The organism is Pseudoalteromonas sp. bablab_jr011, assembly GCF_016464045.1.
Lineage (GTDB): Bacteria > Pseudomonadota > Gammaproteobacteria > Enterobacterales > Alteromonadaceae > Pseudoalteromonas > Pseudoalteromonas lipolytica.
The window spans coordinates 48,822-65,565 of sequence record NZ_JACDWU010000284.1; the positions used below are offsets into that span (position 1 = coordinate 48,822).

The window sequence follows — 16,744 nt, forward strand, 5'->3', positions numbered from 1 at the left end:
TTTATGAGTTTAAGTCATTTAAGCCTCAATAATTTTCGTAATATTGAGGCGCTGACACTTGAGCCGATAAATGGAATTAATATTATTTATGGCGAAAATGGCAGCGGAAAAACCAGCCTTTTAGAGGCTATTTATTTCCTTTCACATGGTAAATCATTTCGAACCGCCAAGCATAAAAGTATCATTCAACATCAGCAAGACAAGTTTGTTATTCATGGTCGTAAGGCATTACATGACTTGTCGATTCCGATTGGTATAAGTAAAAACCAAGCGGGTGAAACATCATTAAAGATCCAGGGTAAAACGAGTCGAAAGATCTCAGAGTTGGCGCAGCTAATTCCTGTGCAAGTGATTACACCTGAAAGCTATTCTTTATTTTTCGGTGGACCAAAAGAGCGTAGAAAATTTTTAGATTTAGGATTGTTCCACGTGGAACATGACTTTTTTTATTTATGGCAATCATTCAATAAAGTATTAAAACAACGTAATGCATTGCTGAAGAGTAAACCTAGGAATTATTTCGAGCAGATCAAGTTTTGGGACAAAGAATTTGTTAGACTAGCAGAACAAATAAATAATTTAAGAATCGCGTATATAAGTAGGTTTAAGCAGCAATTTTTTGATAAAATGTGTGCAGAATTAACGCTTATACGCGATTTAGAAATTAGCTTTAACGCGGGTTGGAAAGAGAGCGAATCGCTCTCAGAGGCTCTTGAACAGAGCTTTGAACGTGATGCCAAACAGGGTTTCACAAGCAAAGGCCCGCATAAAGCTGATTTTAGTTTTAGTGTTTCTGGTAATAGTGTGGAAAATACATTTTCACGCGGTCAATTGAAGCTCTTGCTTTATGCGTTGAAAGTAACGCAAAATAGCTTAATTGAATCAGAAACTGATAAGCAATCTATATTGCTAATAGATGACTTACCTTCGGAGTTAGGTGAAGATACAAAGGAAAAAGTGGGTCAGCTTTTATCGCATTGCGATTCACAACTTTTTATCTCATCTATTTTATCTGAAAGTATTTCTGCTGTGGTGGAACCCATGCAACGAGAACTAAAAATGTTCCACGTGAAACATGGCAACCTAATAACAAGATAAGTGGGATTAACCATGTCTGAGAATTACGATTCGTCGAGTATTAAAGTACTTAAAGGATTAGACGCAGTAAGAAAGCGTCCTGGAATGTATATAGGGGACACCGATGACGGTACAGGCTTACACCATATGGTGTTTGAGGTTGTTGATAACTCTATCGATGAAGCCTTAGCTGGTCATTGTGATGATATTTATGTAACGATTCACTTAGACGGTTCAGTCTCTGTAAGAGATAACGGTCGTGGTATTCCTACTTCAATCCATGAAGAAGAAGGTGTATCAGCTGCTGAAGTTATCATGACGGTACTTCATGCTGGTGGTAAATTTGATGATAACTCTTATAAAGTATCGGGCGGTTTACACGGTGTAGGTGTTTCTGTTGTAAATGCTTTATCGGAAAAGCTAAAGTTAACTATCCGTCGCGAAGGTAAACTTCATCAACAAACGTATACAATGGGTGTGCCAGATGCACCATTAGCTGTTATTGGTGACGCGACTGATACAGGCACTGAATTACGTTTCTGGCCAAGCGGTGAAACATTCACTGACCTAAACTTCCACTACGATATTTTAGCGAAGCGTTTACGTGAGCTGTCTTTCTTGAATTCGGGCGTAAGTATTATTCTTACCGATGAGCGTGAAGAAGCGAAAAAAGACCATTTTAAATACGAAGGGGGTATTCAAGCCTTTGTTGAGTATTTAAATCGCAACAAAACACCTGTTCATAAAAGTGTTTTCCACTTTACGCATGAGCGTGAAGAAGACGGCATTAATGTTGAAGTGTCTATGCAATGGAACGATGGTTTCCAAGAGAGCATCTACTGTTTCACAAATAACATTCCACAACGTGATGGTGGTACGCACTTAGCTGGCTTTAGAGCTGCACTTACGCGTACACTAAACAATTACATGGAAAAAGAAGGCTTTAATAAAAAAGCTAAAACAACAAGCAACGCCACGGGTGATGATGCTCGTGAAGGTTTAACAGCCGTTGTGAGTGTTAAAGTTCCTGATCCTAAGTTCTCATCACAAACGAAAGATAAATTAGTATCAAGCGAAGTTAAATCTGCTGTAGAACAAGCCATGGCAGAAAAACTAACAGAGTTTTTATTAGAAAACCCTGTTGATGCTAAAACTGTTGTTGGCAAAATTATTGATGCAGCACGAGCGCGTGAAGCAGCGCGTAAAGCACGTGAAATGACTCGTCGTAAAGGCGCTATGGATTTAGCTGGTTTACCGGGTAAGTTAGCAGACTGCCAAGAAAAAGATCCTGCACTTTCTGAATTATACATAGTGGAGGGTGACTCTGCGGGTGGTTCAGCTAAGCAGGGTCGTAATCGTAAAAACCAAGCAATCTTGCCATTGAAAGGTAAAATATTAAACGTTGAAAAAGCACGTTTTGATAAAATGCTTTCTTCGCAAGAAGTTGCGACTCTTATTACCGCATTAGGATGTGGTATTGGCCGTGACGAATACAATCCAGAAAAACTGCGTTACCACCGTATCATTATCATGACCGATGCGGACGTGGATGGTTCTCACATTCGTACACTATTACTTACTTTCTTCTACCGTCAAATGCCAGAAATTGTAGAACGTGGTTATATTTATATTGCACAACCACCACTTTATAAAGTGAAAAAAGGTAAGCAAGAGCGTTATATAAAAGACGATCCAGCACTTGTTGATTACTTAACATCATTGGCGTTAAATAACGCTGCGCTATACACAAGTGAGGGTGCAACCGCACTCGAAGGTGAAGCATTAGAGTCTATTGTTCACGATTATCAAAACACGGTAAAAGTGATTGAGCGCTTAAAACGTAAATACCCGAACACGGTTATGGAACGTTTAATCTATCAAAGTGAGTTAAAAGAAGCTGACCTTGCAGATGAAGCGAAAGTAAAAGAGTGGACTAACATATTAGTTGATGACTTAATTGCTCGCGATGAAGATGCGACTATTTTCCATGCTGGAACAGAACATGATGCTGAGCGTAATTTATATTACCCTGTAGTGAATATTCGTCAGCACGGCGTAGATAAAGCACACGTATTAAACTACGACTTCATTACTTCACGTGATTATAAGCGTATCGCTGTAACAGGTGTAAACATTGCTAATATCCTTGAAGAAGGCGCCTATATTCAACGTGGAGAAAAAACAATTCCAGTTGATAACTTTGTCGATGCATTAGAGTGGTTAATCAGTGAGTCTAAACGTGGCTTGTATATCCAGCGCTATAAAGGACTGGGCGAGATGAACCCAGATCAGTTATGGGAAACAACCATGGATCCTAGTGCTCGTCGTATGTTGAAAGTAACAATTGAAGATGCCGTTGCTGCTGACCAATTATTCGCAACATTAATGGGCGACCAAGTTGAGCCGCGTCGTGAATTTATTGAAACGAACGCGCTACGTGTAGTAAACCTAGACGTATAAGCTAAAACACATGATGAAGAAAGGAGCCTATTGGCTCCTTTTTTTATTGCTGAAAAAGCACAAACTGCTTAAAACCTTACTGCACACAAGGTATACTGAGAGCAATTTTCAGACTAAACGCACCAGATACTATAAGCCAAATATGCAAAAATATGACGTTAAAACCTTTCAAGGTTTGATCCTGGCTTTACAGGACTATTGGGCACAGCAAGGCTGTGTGATTGCTCAACCACTCGATATGGAAGTGGGAGCAGGGACATTTCATCCGTTAACTTTCTTAAAGTCTATTGGCCCAGAGCCAATGTCGAGCGCGTATGTTCAACCATGCCGTCGCCCAACTGATGGTCGTTATGGTGAGAACCCAAACCGCTTACAACATTACTACCAATTCCAAGTGGTATTAAAGCCATCACCAGAAAACATTCAAGAGCTCTACTTAGGCTCGTTAGCTGCTGTGGGAATTGATACGCTAACTGATGAAGTGCGCTTCGTAGAAGACAACTGGGAATCACCTACACTGGGTGCATGGGGTCTTGGTTGGGAAATCTGGTTAAACGGCATGGAAGTGACTCAGTTCACTTATTTCCAACAAGTAGGTGGCCTTGAGTGTTCTCCAGTAACAGGTGAAATTACTTATGGTCTTGAGCGTTTAGCGATGTATATTCAGGGCGTAGATAGTATCTATGACCTAGTATGGGCAGATGGTCCAATGGGCCGTGTTACATACGGTGATGTATTCCATCAAAATGAAGTTGAGCAATCAGCGTATAACTTCGAACAAGCTGACGTTGCATTCTTATTCTCTCAATTTGATCACTGCGAAAAAGAAAGTCAAAAGCTAATTGAGGCTGGCTTACCGCTACCTGCTTACGAGCAAGTAATGAAAGCGTCACACGCGTTTAACTTATTAGATGCGCGCCACGCTATCTCAGTAACCGAACGTCAACGTTATATCTTACGTGTACGTGCTTTATCTAAAGCGTGCGCACAGAGTTACTATGATGCACGTGAAGCACTTGGTTTCCCGCTTTGTAAGGATTAAGAATTAGCATGTCAGCAGAAAATTTATTAGTAGAAATTGGCACTGAAGAATTGCCACCAAAAGCACTTCGTAAACTTGCTGAGTCGTTTGCTGAAAACTTAACAGCAGAGCTTGCAAGTTTAGAGCTAGCCCATCAAGGCGTAAATTGGTATGCCTCACCGCGCCGTTTAGGTTTACGCGTTACAGCACTTGAAGCAAAACAAAGTGACAAGGTTGTAGAAAAACGTGGTCCTGCTGTTGCGGCAGCATTTGATGCCGATGGCAACCCAACCAAAGCTGCAATGGGTTGGGCACGTGGTTGTGGTATTGATGTAAGCGACGCCGAAACCGTTGAAACAGACAAAGGGGCATGGCTACTTCATAAAGCACACGTTGAAGGCCAAGCAACCACCGCGTTAATGAGTGATGCGGTAAACAAAGCGCTTGCTAAATTACCGATCCCGAAACCAATGCGTTGGGGCGCGAATAAAACGCAATTTATTCGCCCTGTACATACGGCAACGATTTTATTTGGTAATACACTAATCGAAGGTGAAATCCTTGGTAAGCAAGTAGGTAACCAACTACAAGGTCACCGATTCCACCACCCAGAAAAGGTCACTATCAATCACGCTGACGAAGTATTTGATGTACTAAAATCTGCGTATGTCGTGGCTGACTTCGAAGCGCGTAAAGCACAAATTCGTGAACAAATTGAAGCTGCAGCGGCTGCTGTCAACGCAAAAGTTGCGATGGATGAAGACTTGCTTGAAGAAGTAACGTCACTTGTTGAATGGCCAGTAACGCTAACAGCAACCTTCGAAGAAGCCTTTTTAGATGTACCCGCTGAAGCGCTTATCTACACCATGAAGGATGATCAAAAATACTTCCCACTACTAGATCAAGAAGGCAACTTACTTAACAAGTTCCTGTTTGTTTCTAATATTGAAAGTAAAGATCCAAGTGTGGTTATTGCCGGTAACGAAAAGGTGGTTCGTCCACGTTTAGCCGATGCACAGTTCTTTTTTGAAACCGATAAAAAGAAAACACTTGAGAGCCGTTTAGAATCATTAGACACGGTATTATTCCAAAAGCAACTTGGTACACTTAAAGACAAGTCAGAGCGTATTAGTGAACTTGCTGGTTACATTGCTGAGCAGTTAGGTGCTGATGCAGAACTTGCAAAACGTGCTGGTCTTTTAAGTAAAACAGATTTAATGACTGAAATGGTCATGGAGTTTACTGACGTACAAGGTGTAATGGGTATGCATTACGCACGTCACGATGGTGAGGCCGAAGAAGTTGCACTGGCGCAAAATGAGCAATATATGCCACGTTTTGCAGGCGACAACCTACCAACGAATGTGATTAGTTGTGCTGTTGCTATTGCTGATAAATTCGACACGCTAGTGGGTATTTTTGGCATTGGCCAAGCACCGAAAGGTGACAAAGACCCATTTGCACTTCGCCGTGCAGCCATTGGTGCGTTGCGTATCATGGTTGAAAAGTCACTACCACTGGACATTCTAGACCTTGTTGCTAAATCACAAAGCTTGTTTGGTGAAAAGCTAACAAACCTAAATGTTTCAACGGATGTGTTTGAGTTTATGCTAGGTCGCTTCCGTGCATGGTATCAAGATGAAGGGATTGAGGTTGATGTTATTCAAGCTGTACTCGCGCGTCGTCCAACTAAACCGGTTGACTTCGATCGTCGTGTTAAAGCCGTTAGTCACTTCCGTACATTAGACGCAGCAGAAGCGCTTGCAGCAGCAAATAAACGTGTAAGCAACATCTTGGCTAAGAATGACATCACAACGCAAGGTGATGTAAATGAGAGCCTATTAAGTGATGACGCAGAAAAAGTACTCGCGTCTCATGTTGCTAAGTTCTCTGTAGAGCTTGCACCACTTTATGCTAACGGCGATTATCAAGAAGCGTTATCACAACTAGCGGGTATCCGTGAGAGTGTCGATAACTTCTTTGATAACGTCATGGTAATGGCCGATGACGACGCGGTTAAGCAAAACCGTTTAGCATTATTAAGCCAGTTAAGCCGCCTGTTTTTAGATATTGCTGATATTTCTGTGTTGCAGAAGTAAGTAATACACACGTTAATAAAAGCCAGCTCAGTGCTGGCTTTTTTGTAAAAGAGGAACAGTTATGAAACGTATACTAACTTTAGCTTTGGCTGGTTTATTAACGGCATGTTCTAGCCAAATTCAAATGCCGAATATCGATGATATTCTGCCCAGTAAAGACTTAGACCGTACCATGTATTTACGGGGTGACTTTACCTTGTGGGATGCAGAACCTCAGTACCAATTTTACCAAGTTGCTCCGGGGATTTTTCAAACGGATGTGAAGTTTTCTACACCTGGCAAAGTGTATGAGTTTAAAGTCGCCGATGCTGATTTCAGCCAAGGCTATAACTGTGGTTTCAGTGATACCGACCCAGCAGGTCAAGCACTCATTTTAGGTGAGGCTGCAAGCGCCGATTGCAACACAATCTATAACTACTTCAGCTTTAAACCTGCGGCAAAAGGGGTTTATGTAGTGAGTTTTGATTACCGCAATAGCAATCAACCAAAAGTAACAGTCACGAAAAAATAACGCTAAGTGTTGAGTGGGCGATTGATTATTTACATCAAAGTTGACAAAGCCCACTCTGATTTTATTTTTTAGCTCGTAGCTCGTAGCTCGTAGCTCGTAGCTCGTAGCCTACAATCCTTTCTTCACCAAGTATCGATACGGTGCTTGCTCTACTTCTTTCGCCACGAGTGTGTGATCCATAAAGGTACAAAAGCTGGGAATGTCGCGGGTGGTTGATGGGTCATCAGCGATGATAAGTAAAGTCTCGCCATCTTTCATTTTGCGCACAGCACCACGCACCATCATCACCGGTTCTGGACAACGAAGGCCAAGTGCATCTAATTGGTGATCGGGATTATCAAAGCTCATGGCAGACCTATAAAATGAAAGTAACGAATAGTAAGGGGCTATTTTAGCTTTCAATCACTACTGGTTTCAATAACCGAATTCAAAGCAAATAAAAAAGGTGTACTGCGCGTGTCAGTACACCTTTTTATCACCAAGATGTTCGGCTAATGAGCGTGTTATTCAACGCGCTCAAATACAGTTGCAATACCTTGGCCTAGACCAATACACATGGTTGCTAAACCGTATTTTGCATTCTTGTCTTCCATTAGGTGAACAAGCGTTGTGCTGATACGAGAGCCTGAACAACCAAGTGGGTGACCAAGCGCGATTGCACCACCATTAAGGTTCACTTTTTCATCTACTACATCCATCAGACCGAGGTCTTTTAATACCGGTAGTGATTGTGCTGCAAACGCTTCGTTAAGCTCAGCAACATCGATATCATCAATTGTGATACCCGCTTGTTTAAGCGCTTTTTGTGATGCTGGAACTGGGCCGTAACCCATAATAGAAGGATCGCAACCTGCAACCGCCATTGATTTAATGCGCGCACGAATAGGTAAACCAAGTTCTTTGGCTTTTTCTTCGCTCATTACCAGCATGGCTGATGCACCGTCAGACAGTGCAGATGAAGTGCCTGCTGTTACGCTACCTGATGCAGGGTTGAACACAGGACGAAGCTGAGATAAACCTTCAACAGTTGTCTCTGGGCGAATTACTTCATCGTCTTCAACAAGAATTAATGAACCGTCTGCGTCGTGACCTTCCATCGGTAGGATCTCGCGACGGAAACGACCTTCAACAGTCGCAGCGTGTGCGCGTTGGTGTGAGCGGTAAGCAAACTCATCTTGCTGCTGACGGCTAATGCCGTGAAGCGTTGCAAGGTACTCAGCTGTTAAGCCCATAACACCTGCAGCTTGTGCAACAGACGTTGATAAACCAGGGTGGAAATCATTACCGTGAGTCATCGGTACATGACCCATATGCTCAACACCCCCGATGATATAAGTATCACCCGCACCCGTCATAATAGCGCGTGCCGCATCGTGCAATGCTTGCATTGATGAGCCACATAAACGGTTAACTGTTACTGCAGGTACTGAGTGTGGGATACCGGCTAATAATGCTGCGTTACGGGCAATGTTAAAACCTTGCTCGAGAGTTTGCTGCACACAACCCCAGTAAATATCATCAATCGATGCTGGGTCTACGGCTGGGTTACGCTCTAACAAACCTTTCATTAAGTGAGCACTTAAATCTTCCGCACGTTTATGTTTGAATACGCCGTTTTTTGAACGGCCCATTGGTGTGCGGATACAATCTACGATTACTGGATTATTCATGTTCTTATCCTTCCACCTTATAGAATACACGGCCTTCTTCGGCCCATTTGCGAGTTTCATCTGATACTTGGTAAATCGCACCTAGGTGAGCATATTTGTCTGCTGTTGCAACAAAGTTTGCTAAACCAGTTTGATCTAAGTAACGGAATGCACCGCCTCTAAATGGAGGGAAACCAATACCGTAAATGAGCGCCATATCTGCTTCTTGCGGCGACGCTACAATACCTTCTTGAAGACAAAGTAGTACTTCGTTGATCATCGGTACCATGCAACGGTCAATGATTTCTTGCTTGTCGAAGTCTTTAGGTGCATCGGTAATAGCACTTAAAAGTTCAACCGCTTTTGCATCGTGTGCCTTTTTCAAGCGACCACGGCGGTCTGGTGCATATTGGTAAAAACCAGCCCCATTTTTCTGACCAAAACGTTTTTCATTAGCAAATACAGAAACGGGATCTTTCTCTTGGCGAGCCATTCGCTCAGGGAAACCATCAGCCATAACGCCTGTACAGTGGTAAGCCGTATCAATACCCACAACATCAAGCAGATATGCAGGACCCATTGGCCAGCCAAACACGTTTTCCATTACTTTATCTACTTTGGCGAAATCAGCGCCTTCAACAACAAGTTTGCTGAAGCCTGCAAAGTAAGGGAACAATACGCGGTTAACAAAGAAACCTGGGCAGTCGTTTACAACAATAGGTGATTTACCTAGTTTTAAGGCGTAATCAACCACTGCATTGATTGTTGCTTCTGATGTCTTTTCACCACGGATGATTTCGACAAGTGGCATTTTTGGCACTGGGTTAAAGAAGTGCATGCCACAGAAGTTTTCTGGTTTTTCAAGCGCTGAGGCTAACTCATCTATACGAATAGTTGATGTGTTTGACGTTAAAATAGTGCCCTCTGGTAGGTCTTTTTCAAGGCCCGATAAAACAGCTTGTTTTACCTTAGGGTTTTCAACAACGGCTTCAACTACAATATCAACACCTTGAAGGTCAGCATCGTTTAGCGTCGGTTTGATTTTACCTAACGTGGCAACCATCTTGTCCATTGCCATGTGGCCACGTTGTACTTTTTTGCCAAGTAATTTAGAGGCTTCGCCCATACCTAAATCAAGCGCATCTTGATTAATGTCTTTCATGACAATCGGCGTGCCTTTATAAGCAGACTGGTATGCAATACCGCCACCCATAATACCTGCGCCTAATACAGCCGCTTGTTTAATTTTAAGCTCGCTGTTTTTGGCTTGTTTCCTCGCTTTACCTTTGATGTATTGGTCGGCTAAGAAAATACCTGTTTGTGCAGCAGCTTCGCTCGTTGCGGCAAGTTTGGCAAAGTTCGTGTTCTCAATTGCCATCGCTTCGGCACGTTCACAGTTTGCCGCTGCTTTAATGGTTTTTACAGCCATAACAGGTGCTGGGTAGTGACCTTTAGTCTGACCCATTACCATGCCTTCGGCCATTGCAAAGCTCATACCTTGCTCAACACGGTTCATTTTCAGTGGTTGTAATTTTACTTGTCGTTTTGCTTGCCAATCTAGCTTGCCAGAAATAGCTTGCTCAAGTGTTGCAATACTTGACTCTAAAAGTTTGTTAGTACTAACTACCGCATCAAATGCACCTACTTTGAGTGCATCATTCGCGCGGTTTTCTTTGCCTGTTGTGATCCATGTCATCGCATTATCAGCGCCAATCAGGCGTGGAAGACGAACAGTGCCACCAAAACCAGGCATAATGCCTAATTTTACTTCAGGAAGGCCAATTTTAGCCTCAGTGCTAGCAACACGGTAATCGGTAGCAAGTGCCCACTCACACCCGCCGCCAAGCGCCATGCCATTTACAGCACTTAACGTTGGGAAAGGTAAATCTTCAATTGCGTCAAAAACGTCTGTTGCATTTTTGATCCATGCAACCAATTCTTCTTGAGGTTTAGTGAAAGTCGGTAAAAATTCGAAGATGTCGGCGCCGATAATAAAGTGATCTTTATCGCTGGTGAACACCATGCCTTTGATATCTGAGTTTGCTGCTAATTCTTTTAATGCCGAAGCGCAATCTTGCAAGGTTTGCTGAGAAAGTTTGTTTACTGAGCCATCAGCACAAAACTTAAACTCGGCGATGTTGTCCTTGATGAAAGCAACTTCAAATGAATCGCTTTTATATAACATTATTATTCTCCCTAGTTTATTAACTAAGACTGGTACGATGAGTTTGCATTTCAATCAGTGTGCTTGCTTTAAAATAAAAATGCAACGAAAAATTTACTGCGCTTTATCGCGATTGGTTAAAATATAGCTGGTTTGCTGCTAAGGTGTAGGGGAAGTTTTTATTATTAATTCTTTAATTTTTGTTAAAGGCCATCATGAAAAAACAATTTCTTGGTTGGACGGCTGCCGCATTACTTTTTCCTTTTTTTGCAGCTGGTGCCAACGATAAACATGACGCTTTTTTAAAAGCTGAAAAAAAGGCGCGGTACGGTGACTATGAAGACATGAAAAAGGTGACAGGGGAGCTTGATCATCCCTTAAAACCTTATGTCGAAAAAGCCTATTGGCAGCGTAACCCAAGTCTGCAACACCAAACTGAAATCGAAAACTATTTAAACGTCTATCAAAATACGCCACTTGAATGGCCTGTTCGAAAAGCGTGGCTTGAATACCTAAAGAAGCAGAATAAAAAAGCGGCGTATATTCGTAATTATCGTGAAACCAGCAATAATGAGCTGACGTGTCCCTATTTAAGCTTTCAATTAGATTTAGGGGCACCTGAAAATGCCATCATGAATCAAGTAAGCGACTTATGGGTGGTCGGTAAATCGCAACCTAAAGAGTGCGATAGCTTATTTTCGCAGTGGAAGAAAAAGGGGTACCAAACTCCTGATCGCGTATGGCAACGAGTCACACTGGCCGCAGAAGGCGGTACGTCGAGTTTATTGCCTTATTTAAAAACCTTATTACCCGAACATGAGCAATATTTAGCTGACTTATATTTAAAAGTTCGCAAAGACCCGAGCGCGTCTGCTGGACTTTACCGCTATAAGAAAAAATCAGCCAAAGAAGGGCAAATTGCGTTGTATGGCGTAAGACGTTTGGTGTGGCGCGACAAAGAACTCGCGCTTAGAGCGTGGGAAAAGATTGAAAAAATGTTCTCCTACACTGACGAGCAAAAGGCTGATGTGTATTACAATTTTGCACTATCTTTAGCATCTAGTGGTCACAAAGAAGCTCGCTTTTGGCTAAATAAGGTGCCGAAAGACCGCCAAACTAGCAAGCTTATGCAGTGGCAATTAGCAAACATGCTTGAGCTACAAGATTGGTCTGGCATTGTGGCTTTTTTTACCGGCAAAGAAAATTTAACGCTAGGGCAGCAATACTGGTTAGCTTATAGCTTGAATCAGCGTGGTGAAGTAGAGCGCGCGCGACAAATTTGGCAAACGGTGGCCAAAGAGCGTGATTACTATGGTTTTCTTGCGTCTGCGCGATTAGGTATACCTGTTAGTTTAAATAATAAAGAGCTGAATATTAGCGATAAACTCAAGCTTGAGGTTGCGAATGCGCCAGGCTTTAAGCGTGCCCGTGCTTTGTACGAATTAGATCGTTTTACAGCAGCTCGCCGCGAATGGAATTATTTAACCGATACCTCAACCAAAGAAGAAAAACTGGCAGCATCAATGCTTGCAGCAGATCTTGATTGGTACGACAGCACTATTTATACCTTGGCACAAATTAAAGAATGGGATTACGTTGATTTACGTTTTCCGTTCGCGTTTCGAAACTTGTTCGAAAACTACAGTAACCGTAGTCATATCGATGTTGCATGGAGTATTGCCATTTCTCGTCGTGAAAGCTCGTTTGCGCCAGATGCTCGTTCACATGCGAATGCTCATGGCTTAATGCAGTTATTACCTAGCACAGCCAAATATATGAATAAAAGCACGGTGTCACGTAGTGTACTTTATCAGCCTCGTACTAATATTCGTCTTGGTAGTGAATACCTGAAGTATTTGAAGAAAAAAAATCATGGTAATGAAATTTTAGCGACGGCCTCTTACAATGCTGGCTATCATCGCATTAAGCGCTGGCTACCAGAGCAAGCAATGCCTGCTGAGTTGTGGATTGAACTGATCCCCTTCACTGAAACACGTAACTACGTTAAAAATGTGTTCGCTTACAGGCAGGTATATCACACCCGCCTTGGTCGAGATGGTAATGTACTTGCGCCCATTCTCGATATGAAAATGGGTGGCTAAATTAAAATACAAACGAGGCTCATCCCCCCTCAGTTGGGGGTTATGGCCGACTATGATAGACTGCAAGTAAGTTAAATTTACTAGAGATGGGTTTACTATGGATAAATTAGCGGTGTTATATGCCGAACATATTGCAACCTTGCAACAGCGTATTCGTACTATTACAGAACGTGAGGGTTTAGAAGGGCTCGTAATTCACTCAGGCCAAGCTAAGCGTCAGTTCTTAGATGACATGTATTATCCGTTTAAAGTGAATCCGCAATTTAAAGCTTGGTTACCTGTTATTGATAATCCGCATTGTTGGATTGTCGTCGACGGTGCATCTAAGCCGAAGCTAATTTTTTATCGTCCAGTGGATTTTTGGCATAAAGTGCCTGATGAGCCGCGTGATTTTTGGGCTGAGTATTTTGATATTGAGCTTTTAGTACAACCTGATCAGGTTGAAAAACTACTCCCTTATGATAAAGCAAATTATGCATATATCGGTGAGTACTTAGAGGTCGCACAAGCGCTGGGTTTCAGCATTATGAATCCTGAGCCAGTGATGAACTACTTACATTTCCATCGAGCTTATAAAACGCAGTACGAACTTGAGTGTCTTCGCCAAGCGAACCGTATCGCTGTAGAGGGTCATAAAGCGGCGCGTGATACGTTCTTTAATGGTGGTTCTGAGTTTGATATTCAGCACGCTTATCTAATGGCTACACGCCAAAGTGAAAACGAGATGCCTTACGGAAATATCGTTGCACTGAATGAAAATTGCGCCATTTTACATTACACGCATTTCGAGCCAACTGCGCCTCATACACATCACTCATTTTTAATTGATGCAGGTGCAAACTTTAACGGTTATGCTGCGGATATTACTCGTACCTATGATTTTAAAAAGTCAGGTGAGTTTAGCGATCTCATTCAGGTTATGACTGAGCATCAAATTGCCTTAGGTAAGGCATTGAAACCCGGTCTCTTATACGGCGAGTTACATTTAGAGTGTCACCAACGTGTCGCGCAAGTACTGAGTGATTTTAATATTGTAAAATTACCAGCCGCTGACATTGTTGAACGCGGTATTACTTCAACGTTTTTCCCTCATGGATTGGGTCATCACCTTGGCTTACAAGTTCATGATATGGGTGGTTTTATGGCTGACGAATCAGGGACGCACCAAGCTCCGCCTGAAGGTCATCCATTCCTTCGTTGCACACGTTTAATTGAGAAGAACCAAGTATTTACGATTGAGCCTGGTTTATACTTCATCGATTCATTATTGGGCGACCTTGCTCAAACCGATAATAAACAGTTTATTAACTGGGAAAAAGTTGAAGAATTTAAGCCATTTGGCGGTATCCGAATTGAAGATAATATTATCGTTCATGAAGACAGTCTCGAAAATATGACCCGTGATCTACACTTAGATTAACGGCGAGCAAAATAGAGTATAGGGGCCACATGGCCCCATTTTTTTAGATAAAACAATATGCCTGAATATCAATACCCGGCCGAACCGGTTTTTTATCAAGAAGAAATAAAGAAAAGTACATTTATAGTGCACATTGCGCACACTCCTGATCTCGCGTGTGCAAAAGCGTTTATTAAAGAAATACAAGATAAATACAGTGACGCGCGTCATAACTGCTGGGCACATGTTGCTGGAAACCCTGGCGGGAGTCATGTTTATGGCTTTTCGGATGATGGTGAGCCCAATGGTACGGCGGGCAAACCCATGCTTAATGTGCTGACAGGTTCAGGTATCGGTGAAATTACTGCGGTAGTAACACGCTACTTTGGAGGAATTAAGCTTGGTACGGGGGGACTTGTGCGTGCATACGGTGGCAGTTTAAATAACGCTATGCGCGAGCTAAAAACTGTGACTAAAGTACCGAGTGTTGAACTTATAGGGCAAAGTGACTATAGCGCACAAGGTGCAATCGAGCAGTTATTAAAAAGCCAATATCAGGTGTTAAAAATAGACAAGCAATTTGCCGAGAACATTACTTGGCACATTACCATTGATAGCCGCCAAGCAGAGCAGGCAATCACTGATGTACACGAACTTACTCATGGCGCCGTTGAGCTAAAAATGGGAAAAGGATGAGTAAGGAAAATAAATACATAGCGTTTACTTACAATTAAGCCTGTAAGACAATAAACTGTATTAGCTAAATCATTTAATAAGAAAGCGATACGCCTAGATGCAATTTCGTACCATAATAAAAATTCTCGGCCAGCTGGTGGCGTTATTTAGTATCACGATGGTCCCACCGGCACTGGTGTCTTTAATTTATAAAGACGGTGGGGGTGTGCCGTTCGTTCTTGCGTTTATTTTTAGCGTTGTTATTGGTTTAGCTGCATATTACCCAAACCGTCATGAGCATGGTGATTTAAAAGCCCGCGAAGGCTTTTTAATTGTGGTGTTGTTCTGGCTGGTACTTGGCAGCTTTGCCGCTGTGCCTTTAGTGTTCTTACAGGAACCAAACCTATCTCTCGCTGACTCGGTATTTGAGGCCTTCTCGGGGCTGACTACCACAGGAGCAACCGTTTTAACGGGGATTGAATACTTACCCAAATCAGTGCTTTTTTATCGTCAACAACTGCAGTGGCTAGGTGGTATGGGGATCATTGTATTGGCCGTCGCTGTATTACCGATGCTAGGTGTTGGTGGTATGCAGTTATACCGTGCTGAAACTCCAGGGCCTGTTAAAGACTCGAAAATGACCCCGCGGATTGCCGATACCGCCAAACACCTTTGGTACATTTATGTGTCGCTGACCATCGCATGTACGCTTGCCTATTGGGGAGCGGGTATGGATTGGTTTGATGCGATTTGTCATGCTTTCTCAACCATCGCAATTGGGGGATTCTCTACATACGATGCGTCTATGGGGCAATTTGACAGCCCATTAATAAACTTTATTTGTGTGGTGTTTTTGCTGATTGCGGCGATTAACTTTTCGTTGCACTACGCTGCGGTCTCCTCGCGCAGTATTCGTGTTTACTTGCGCGACCCTGAATTTAAAGTGTTTTTACTTATTCAGTTAGCGCTAGTGATTATTTGTTTTACGGTACTCTCTTCTAATAATATTTATGCAGATGGTGATGAAACGCTCGATCAAGCAATGTTTCAAGCTGTCTCTATGAGTACTACCGCGGGCTTTGCGACAGATAATTTTTCTGCTTGGCCATTGTTCTTACCTATCTTACTTATTTTTTCGAGCTTTATCGGCGGCTGTGCGGGCTCGACGGGCGGCGGTATGAAAGTTGTAAGGGTTTTCCTTCTGTACTTGCAAGGGATACGTGAATTAAACCGCTTAGTTCACCCGCGGGCTATATACTCTATAAAGCTCGGTCGTAAAGCGCTCCCCGATAAAGTGGTCGAAGCCGTTTGGGGGTTCTTTTCTGCTTATGCACTGGTTTTTGTTATTATCATGCTGGCCTTAATGGGCACAGGCATGGACAATATAAGTGCTTTTTCAGCGACGGCGGCGTGTTTAAACAACTTAGGCCCAGGTTTGGGTGAAGTCGCGGCGCATTATGGCGCGATATCTGATACGGCAAAGTGGTTGTTAACAATCGCGATGGTGTTTGGTCGTCTTGAAATATTCACTTTATTAGTTTTATTTACCCCAACATTCTGGCGCGGTTAAGGTTTTATTTGGTTATT

At 42.6% G+C, this 16,744-nt stretch carries 12 protein-coding genes; 9 read left to right on the forward strand and 3 right to left on the reverse strand.

Translation table 11 applies throughout. The annotated features are described in order from the left end of the window. The first annotated feature begins 3 nt into the window (after nucleotides 1-3). The 5 genes from recF (at nucleotide 4) to JIG41_RS16750 (ending at nucleotide 7,168) form a co-directional block, all read left to right on the forward strand. Complete coding sequence (gene recF / locus JIG41_RS16730; RefSeq protein WP_065978278.1) at nucleotides 4-1,098, forward strand: DNA replication/repair protein RecF; 1,095 nt, start codon at nucleotides 4-6, stop codon at nucleotides 1,096-1,098. Nucleotides 1,099-1,110: 12 nt separating this feature from the next. Continuing rightward, complete coding sequence (gene gyrB, locus JIG41_RS16735) at nucleotides 1,111-3,537, forward strand: DNA topoisomerase (ATP-hydrolyzing) subunit B (RefSeq protein ID WP_036973684.1); 2,427 nt, start codon at nucleotides 1,111-1,113, stop codon at nucleotides 3,535-3,537. Nucleotides 3,538-3,679: 142 nt separating this feature from the next. Further along, on the forward strand, nucleotides 3,680-4,579 hold the full coding sequence (glyQ, locus tag JIG41_RS16740; protein ID WP_036973766.1) for a glycine--tRNA ligase subunit alpha: 900 nt from the start codon (nucleotides 3,680-3,682) through the stop codon (nucleotides 4,577-4,579). Nucleotides 4,580-4,587: 8 nt separating this feature from the next. Continuing rightward, nucleotides 4,588-6,657, forward strand: a complete 2,070-nt coding sequence (gene glyS, locus JIG41_RS16745) for a glycine--tRNA ligase subunit beta (protein WP_065978277.1) — start codon at nucleotides 4,588-4,590, stop codon at nucleotides 6,655-6,657. Nucleotides 6,658-6,718: 61 nt separating this feature from the next. Continuing rightward, nucleotides 6,719-7,168, forward strand: coding sequence for a hypothetical protein (locus JIG41_RS16750; protein WP_036973682.1), 450 nt, complete (start codon nucleotides 6,719-6,721; stop codon nucleotides 7,166-7,168). Between the two features lie 108 nt (nucleotides 7,169-7,276). On the opposite strand, the gene tusA is transcribed toward JIG41_RS16750, so the two are convergent. From tusA to fadB, 3 genes are all read right to left on the reverse strand, one after another. Then, nucleotides 7,277-7,516 carry a sulfurtransferase TusA gene (gene tusA / locus JIG41_RS16755; RefSeq protein WP_036973681.1) on the reverse strand — a complete coding sequence of 80 codons (240 nt, stop codon included), beginning with the start codon at nucleotides 7,514-7,516 and terminating at the stop codon, nucleotides 7,277-7,279. Nucleotides 7,517-7,671: 155 nt separating this feature from the next. Continuing rightward, nucleotides 7,672-8,838: an acetyl-CoA C-acyltransferase FadA gene (gene fadA, locus JIG41_RS16760; RefSeq protein WP_036973680.1), complete on the reverse strand. Its 1,167-nt coding sequence runs from the start codon at nucleotides 8,836-8,838 to the stop codon at nucleotides 7,672-7,674. 4 nt (nucleotides 8,839-8,842) lie between these two features. After that, nucleotides 8,843-11,002, reverse strand: a complete 2,160-nt coding sequence (gene fadB, locus JIG41_RS16765; RefSeq protein ID WP_036973678.1) for a fatty acid oxidation complex subunit alpha FadB — start codon at nucleotides 11,000-11,002, stop codon at nucleotides 8,843-8,845. A gap of 194 nt (nucleotides 11,003-11,196) precedes the next feature. Here fadB and JIG41_RS16770 point away from each other — a divergent pair, with 194 nt between their 5' ends. From JIG41_RS16770 to JIG41_RS16785, 4 genes are all read left to right on the forward strand, one after another. Beyond that, nucleotides 11,197-13,083 carry a transglycosylase SLT domain-containing protein gene (locus tag JIG41_RS16770; protein WP_075594479.1) on the forward strand — a complete coding sequence of 629 codons (1,887 nt, stop codon included), beginning with the start codon at nucleotides 11,197-11,199 and terminating at the stop codon, nucleotides 13,081-13,083. A gap of 97 nt (nucleotides 13,084-13,180) precedes the next feature. Further along, nucleotides 13,181-14,503 (forward strand): Xaa-Pro dipeptidase, encoded by a 1,323-nt coding sequence (gene pepQ, locus JIG41_RS16775; RefSeq protein WP_199525122.1) that lies wholly within the window; start codon nucleotides 13,181-13,183, stop codon nucleotides 14,501-14,503. Between the two features lie 57 nt (nucleotides 14,504-14,560). After that, complete coding sequence (locus tag JIG41_RS16780; RefSeq protein ID WP_036973675.1) at nucleotides 14,561-15,178, forward strand: YigZ family protein; 618 nt, start codon at nucleotides 14,561-14,563, stop codon at nucleotides 15,176-15,178. A gap of 97 nt (nucleotides 15,179-15,275) precedes the next feature. Further along, complete coding sequence (locus JIG41_RS16785; protein ID WP_036973674.1) at nucleotides 15,276-16,727, forward strand: TrkH family potassium uptake protein; 1,452 nt, start codon at nucleotides 15,276-15,278, stop codon at nucleotides 16,725-16,727. The last annotated feature ends 17 nt before the right edge of the window (nucleotides 16,728-16,744 follow it).

Excerpts from the sequence above, each read along its gene's own strand:
- recF (WP_065978278.1), top strand. The coding sequence starts at position 4 with ATGAGTTTAAGTCATTTAAGCCTCAATAATTTTCGTAATATTGAGGCG.
- gyrB (WP_036973684.1), top strand. The coding sequence starts at position 1,111 with ATGTCTGAGAATTACGATTCGTCGAGTATTAAAGTACTTAAAGGATTA.
- glyQ (WP_036973766.1), top strand. The coding sequence starts at position 3,680 with ATGCAAAAATATGACGTTAAAACCTTTCAAGGTTTGATCCTGGCTTTA.
- glyS (WP_065978277.1), top strand. The coding sequence starts at position 4,588 with ATGTCAGCAGAAAATTTATTAGTAGAAATTGGCACTGAAGAATTGCCA.
- JIG41_RS16750 (WP_036973682.1), top strand. The coding sequence starts at position 6,719 with ATGAAACGTATACTAACTTTAGCTTTGGCTGGTTTATTAACGGCATGT.
- tusA (WP_036973681.1), bottom strand. The coding sequence starts at position 7,516 with ATGAGCTTTGATAATCCCGATCACCAATTAGATGCACTTGGCCTTCGT.
- fadA (WP_036973680.1), bottom strand. The coding sequence starts at position 8,838 with ATGAATAATCCAGTAATCGTAGATTGTATCCGCACACCAATGGGCCGT.
- fadB (WP_036973678.1), bottom strand. The coding sequence starts at position 11,002 with ATGTTATATAAAAGCGATTCATTTGAAGTTGCTTTCATCAAGGACAAC.
- JIG41_RS16770 (WP_075594479.1), top strand. The coding sequence starts at position 11,197 with ATGAAAAAACAATTTCTTGGTTGGACGGCTGCCGCATTACTTTTTCCT.
- pepQ (WP_199525122.1), top strand. The coding sequence starts at position 13,181 with ATGGATAAATTAGCGGTGTTATATGCCGAACATATTGCAACCTTGCAA.
- JIG41_RS16780 (WP_036973675.1), top strand. The coding sequence starts at position 14,561 with ATGCCTGAATATCAATACCCGGCCGAACCGGTTTTTTATCAAGAAGAA.
- JIG41_RS16785 (WP_036973674.1), top strand. The coding sequence starts at position 15,276 with ATGCAATTTCGTACCATAATAAAAATTCTCGGCCAGCTGGTGGCGTTA.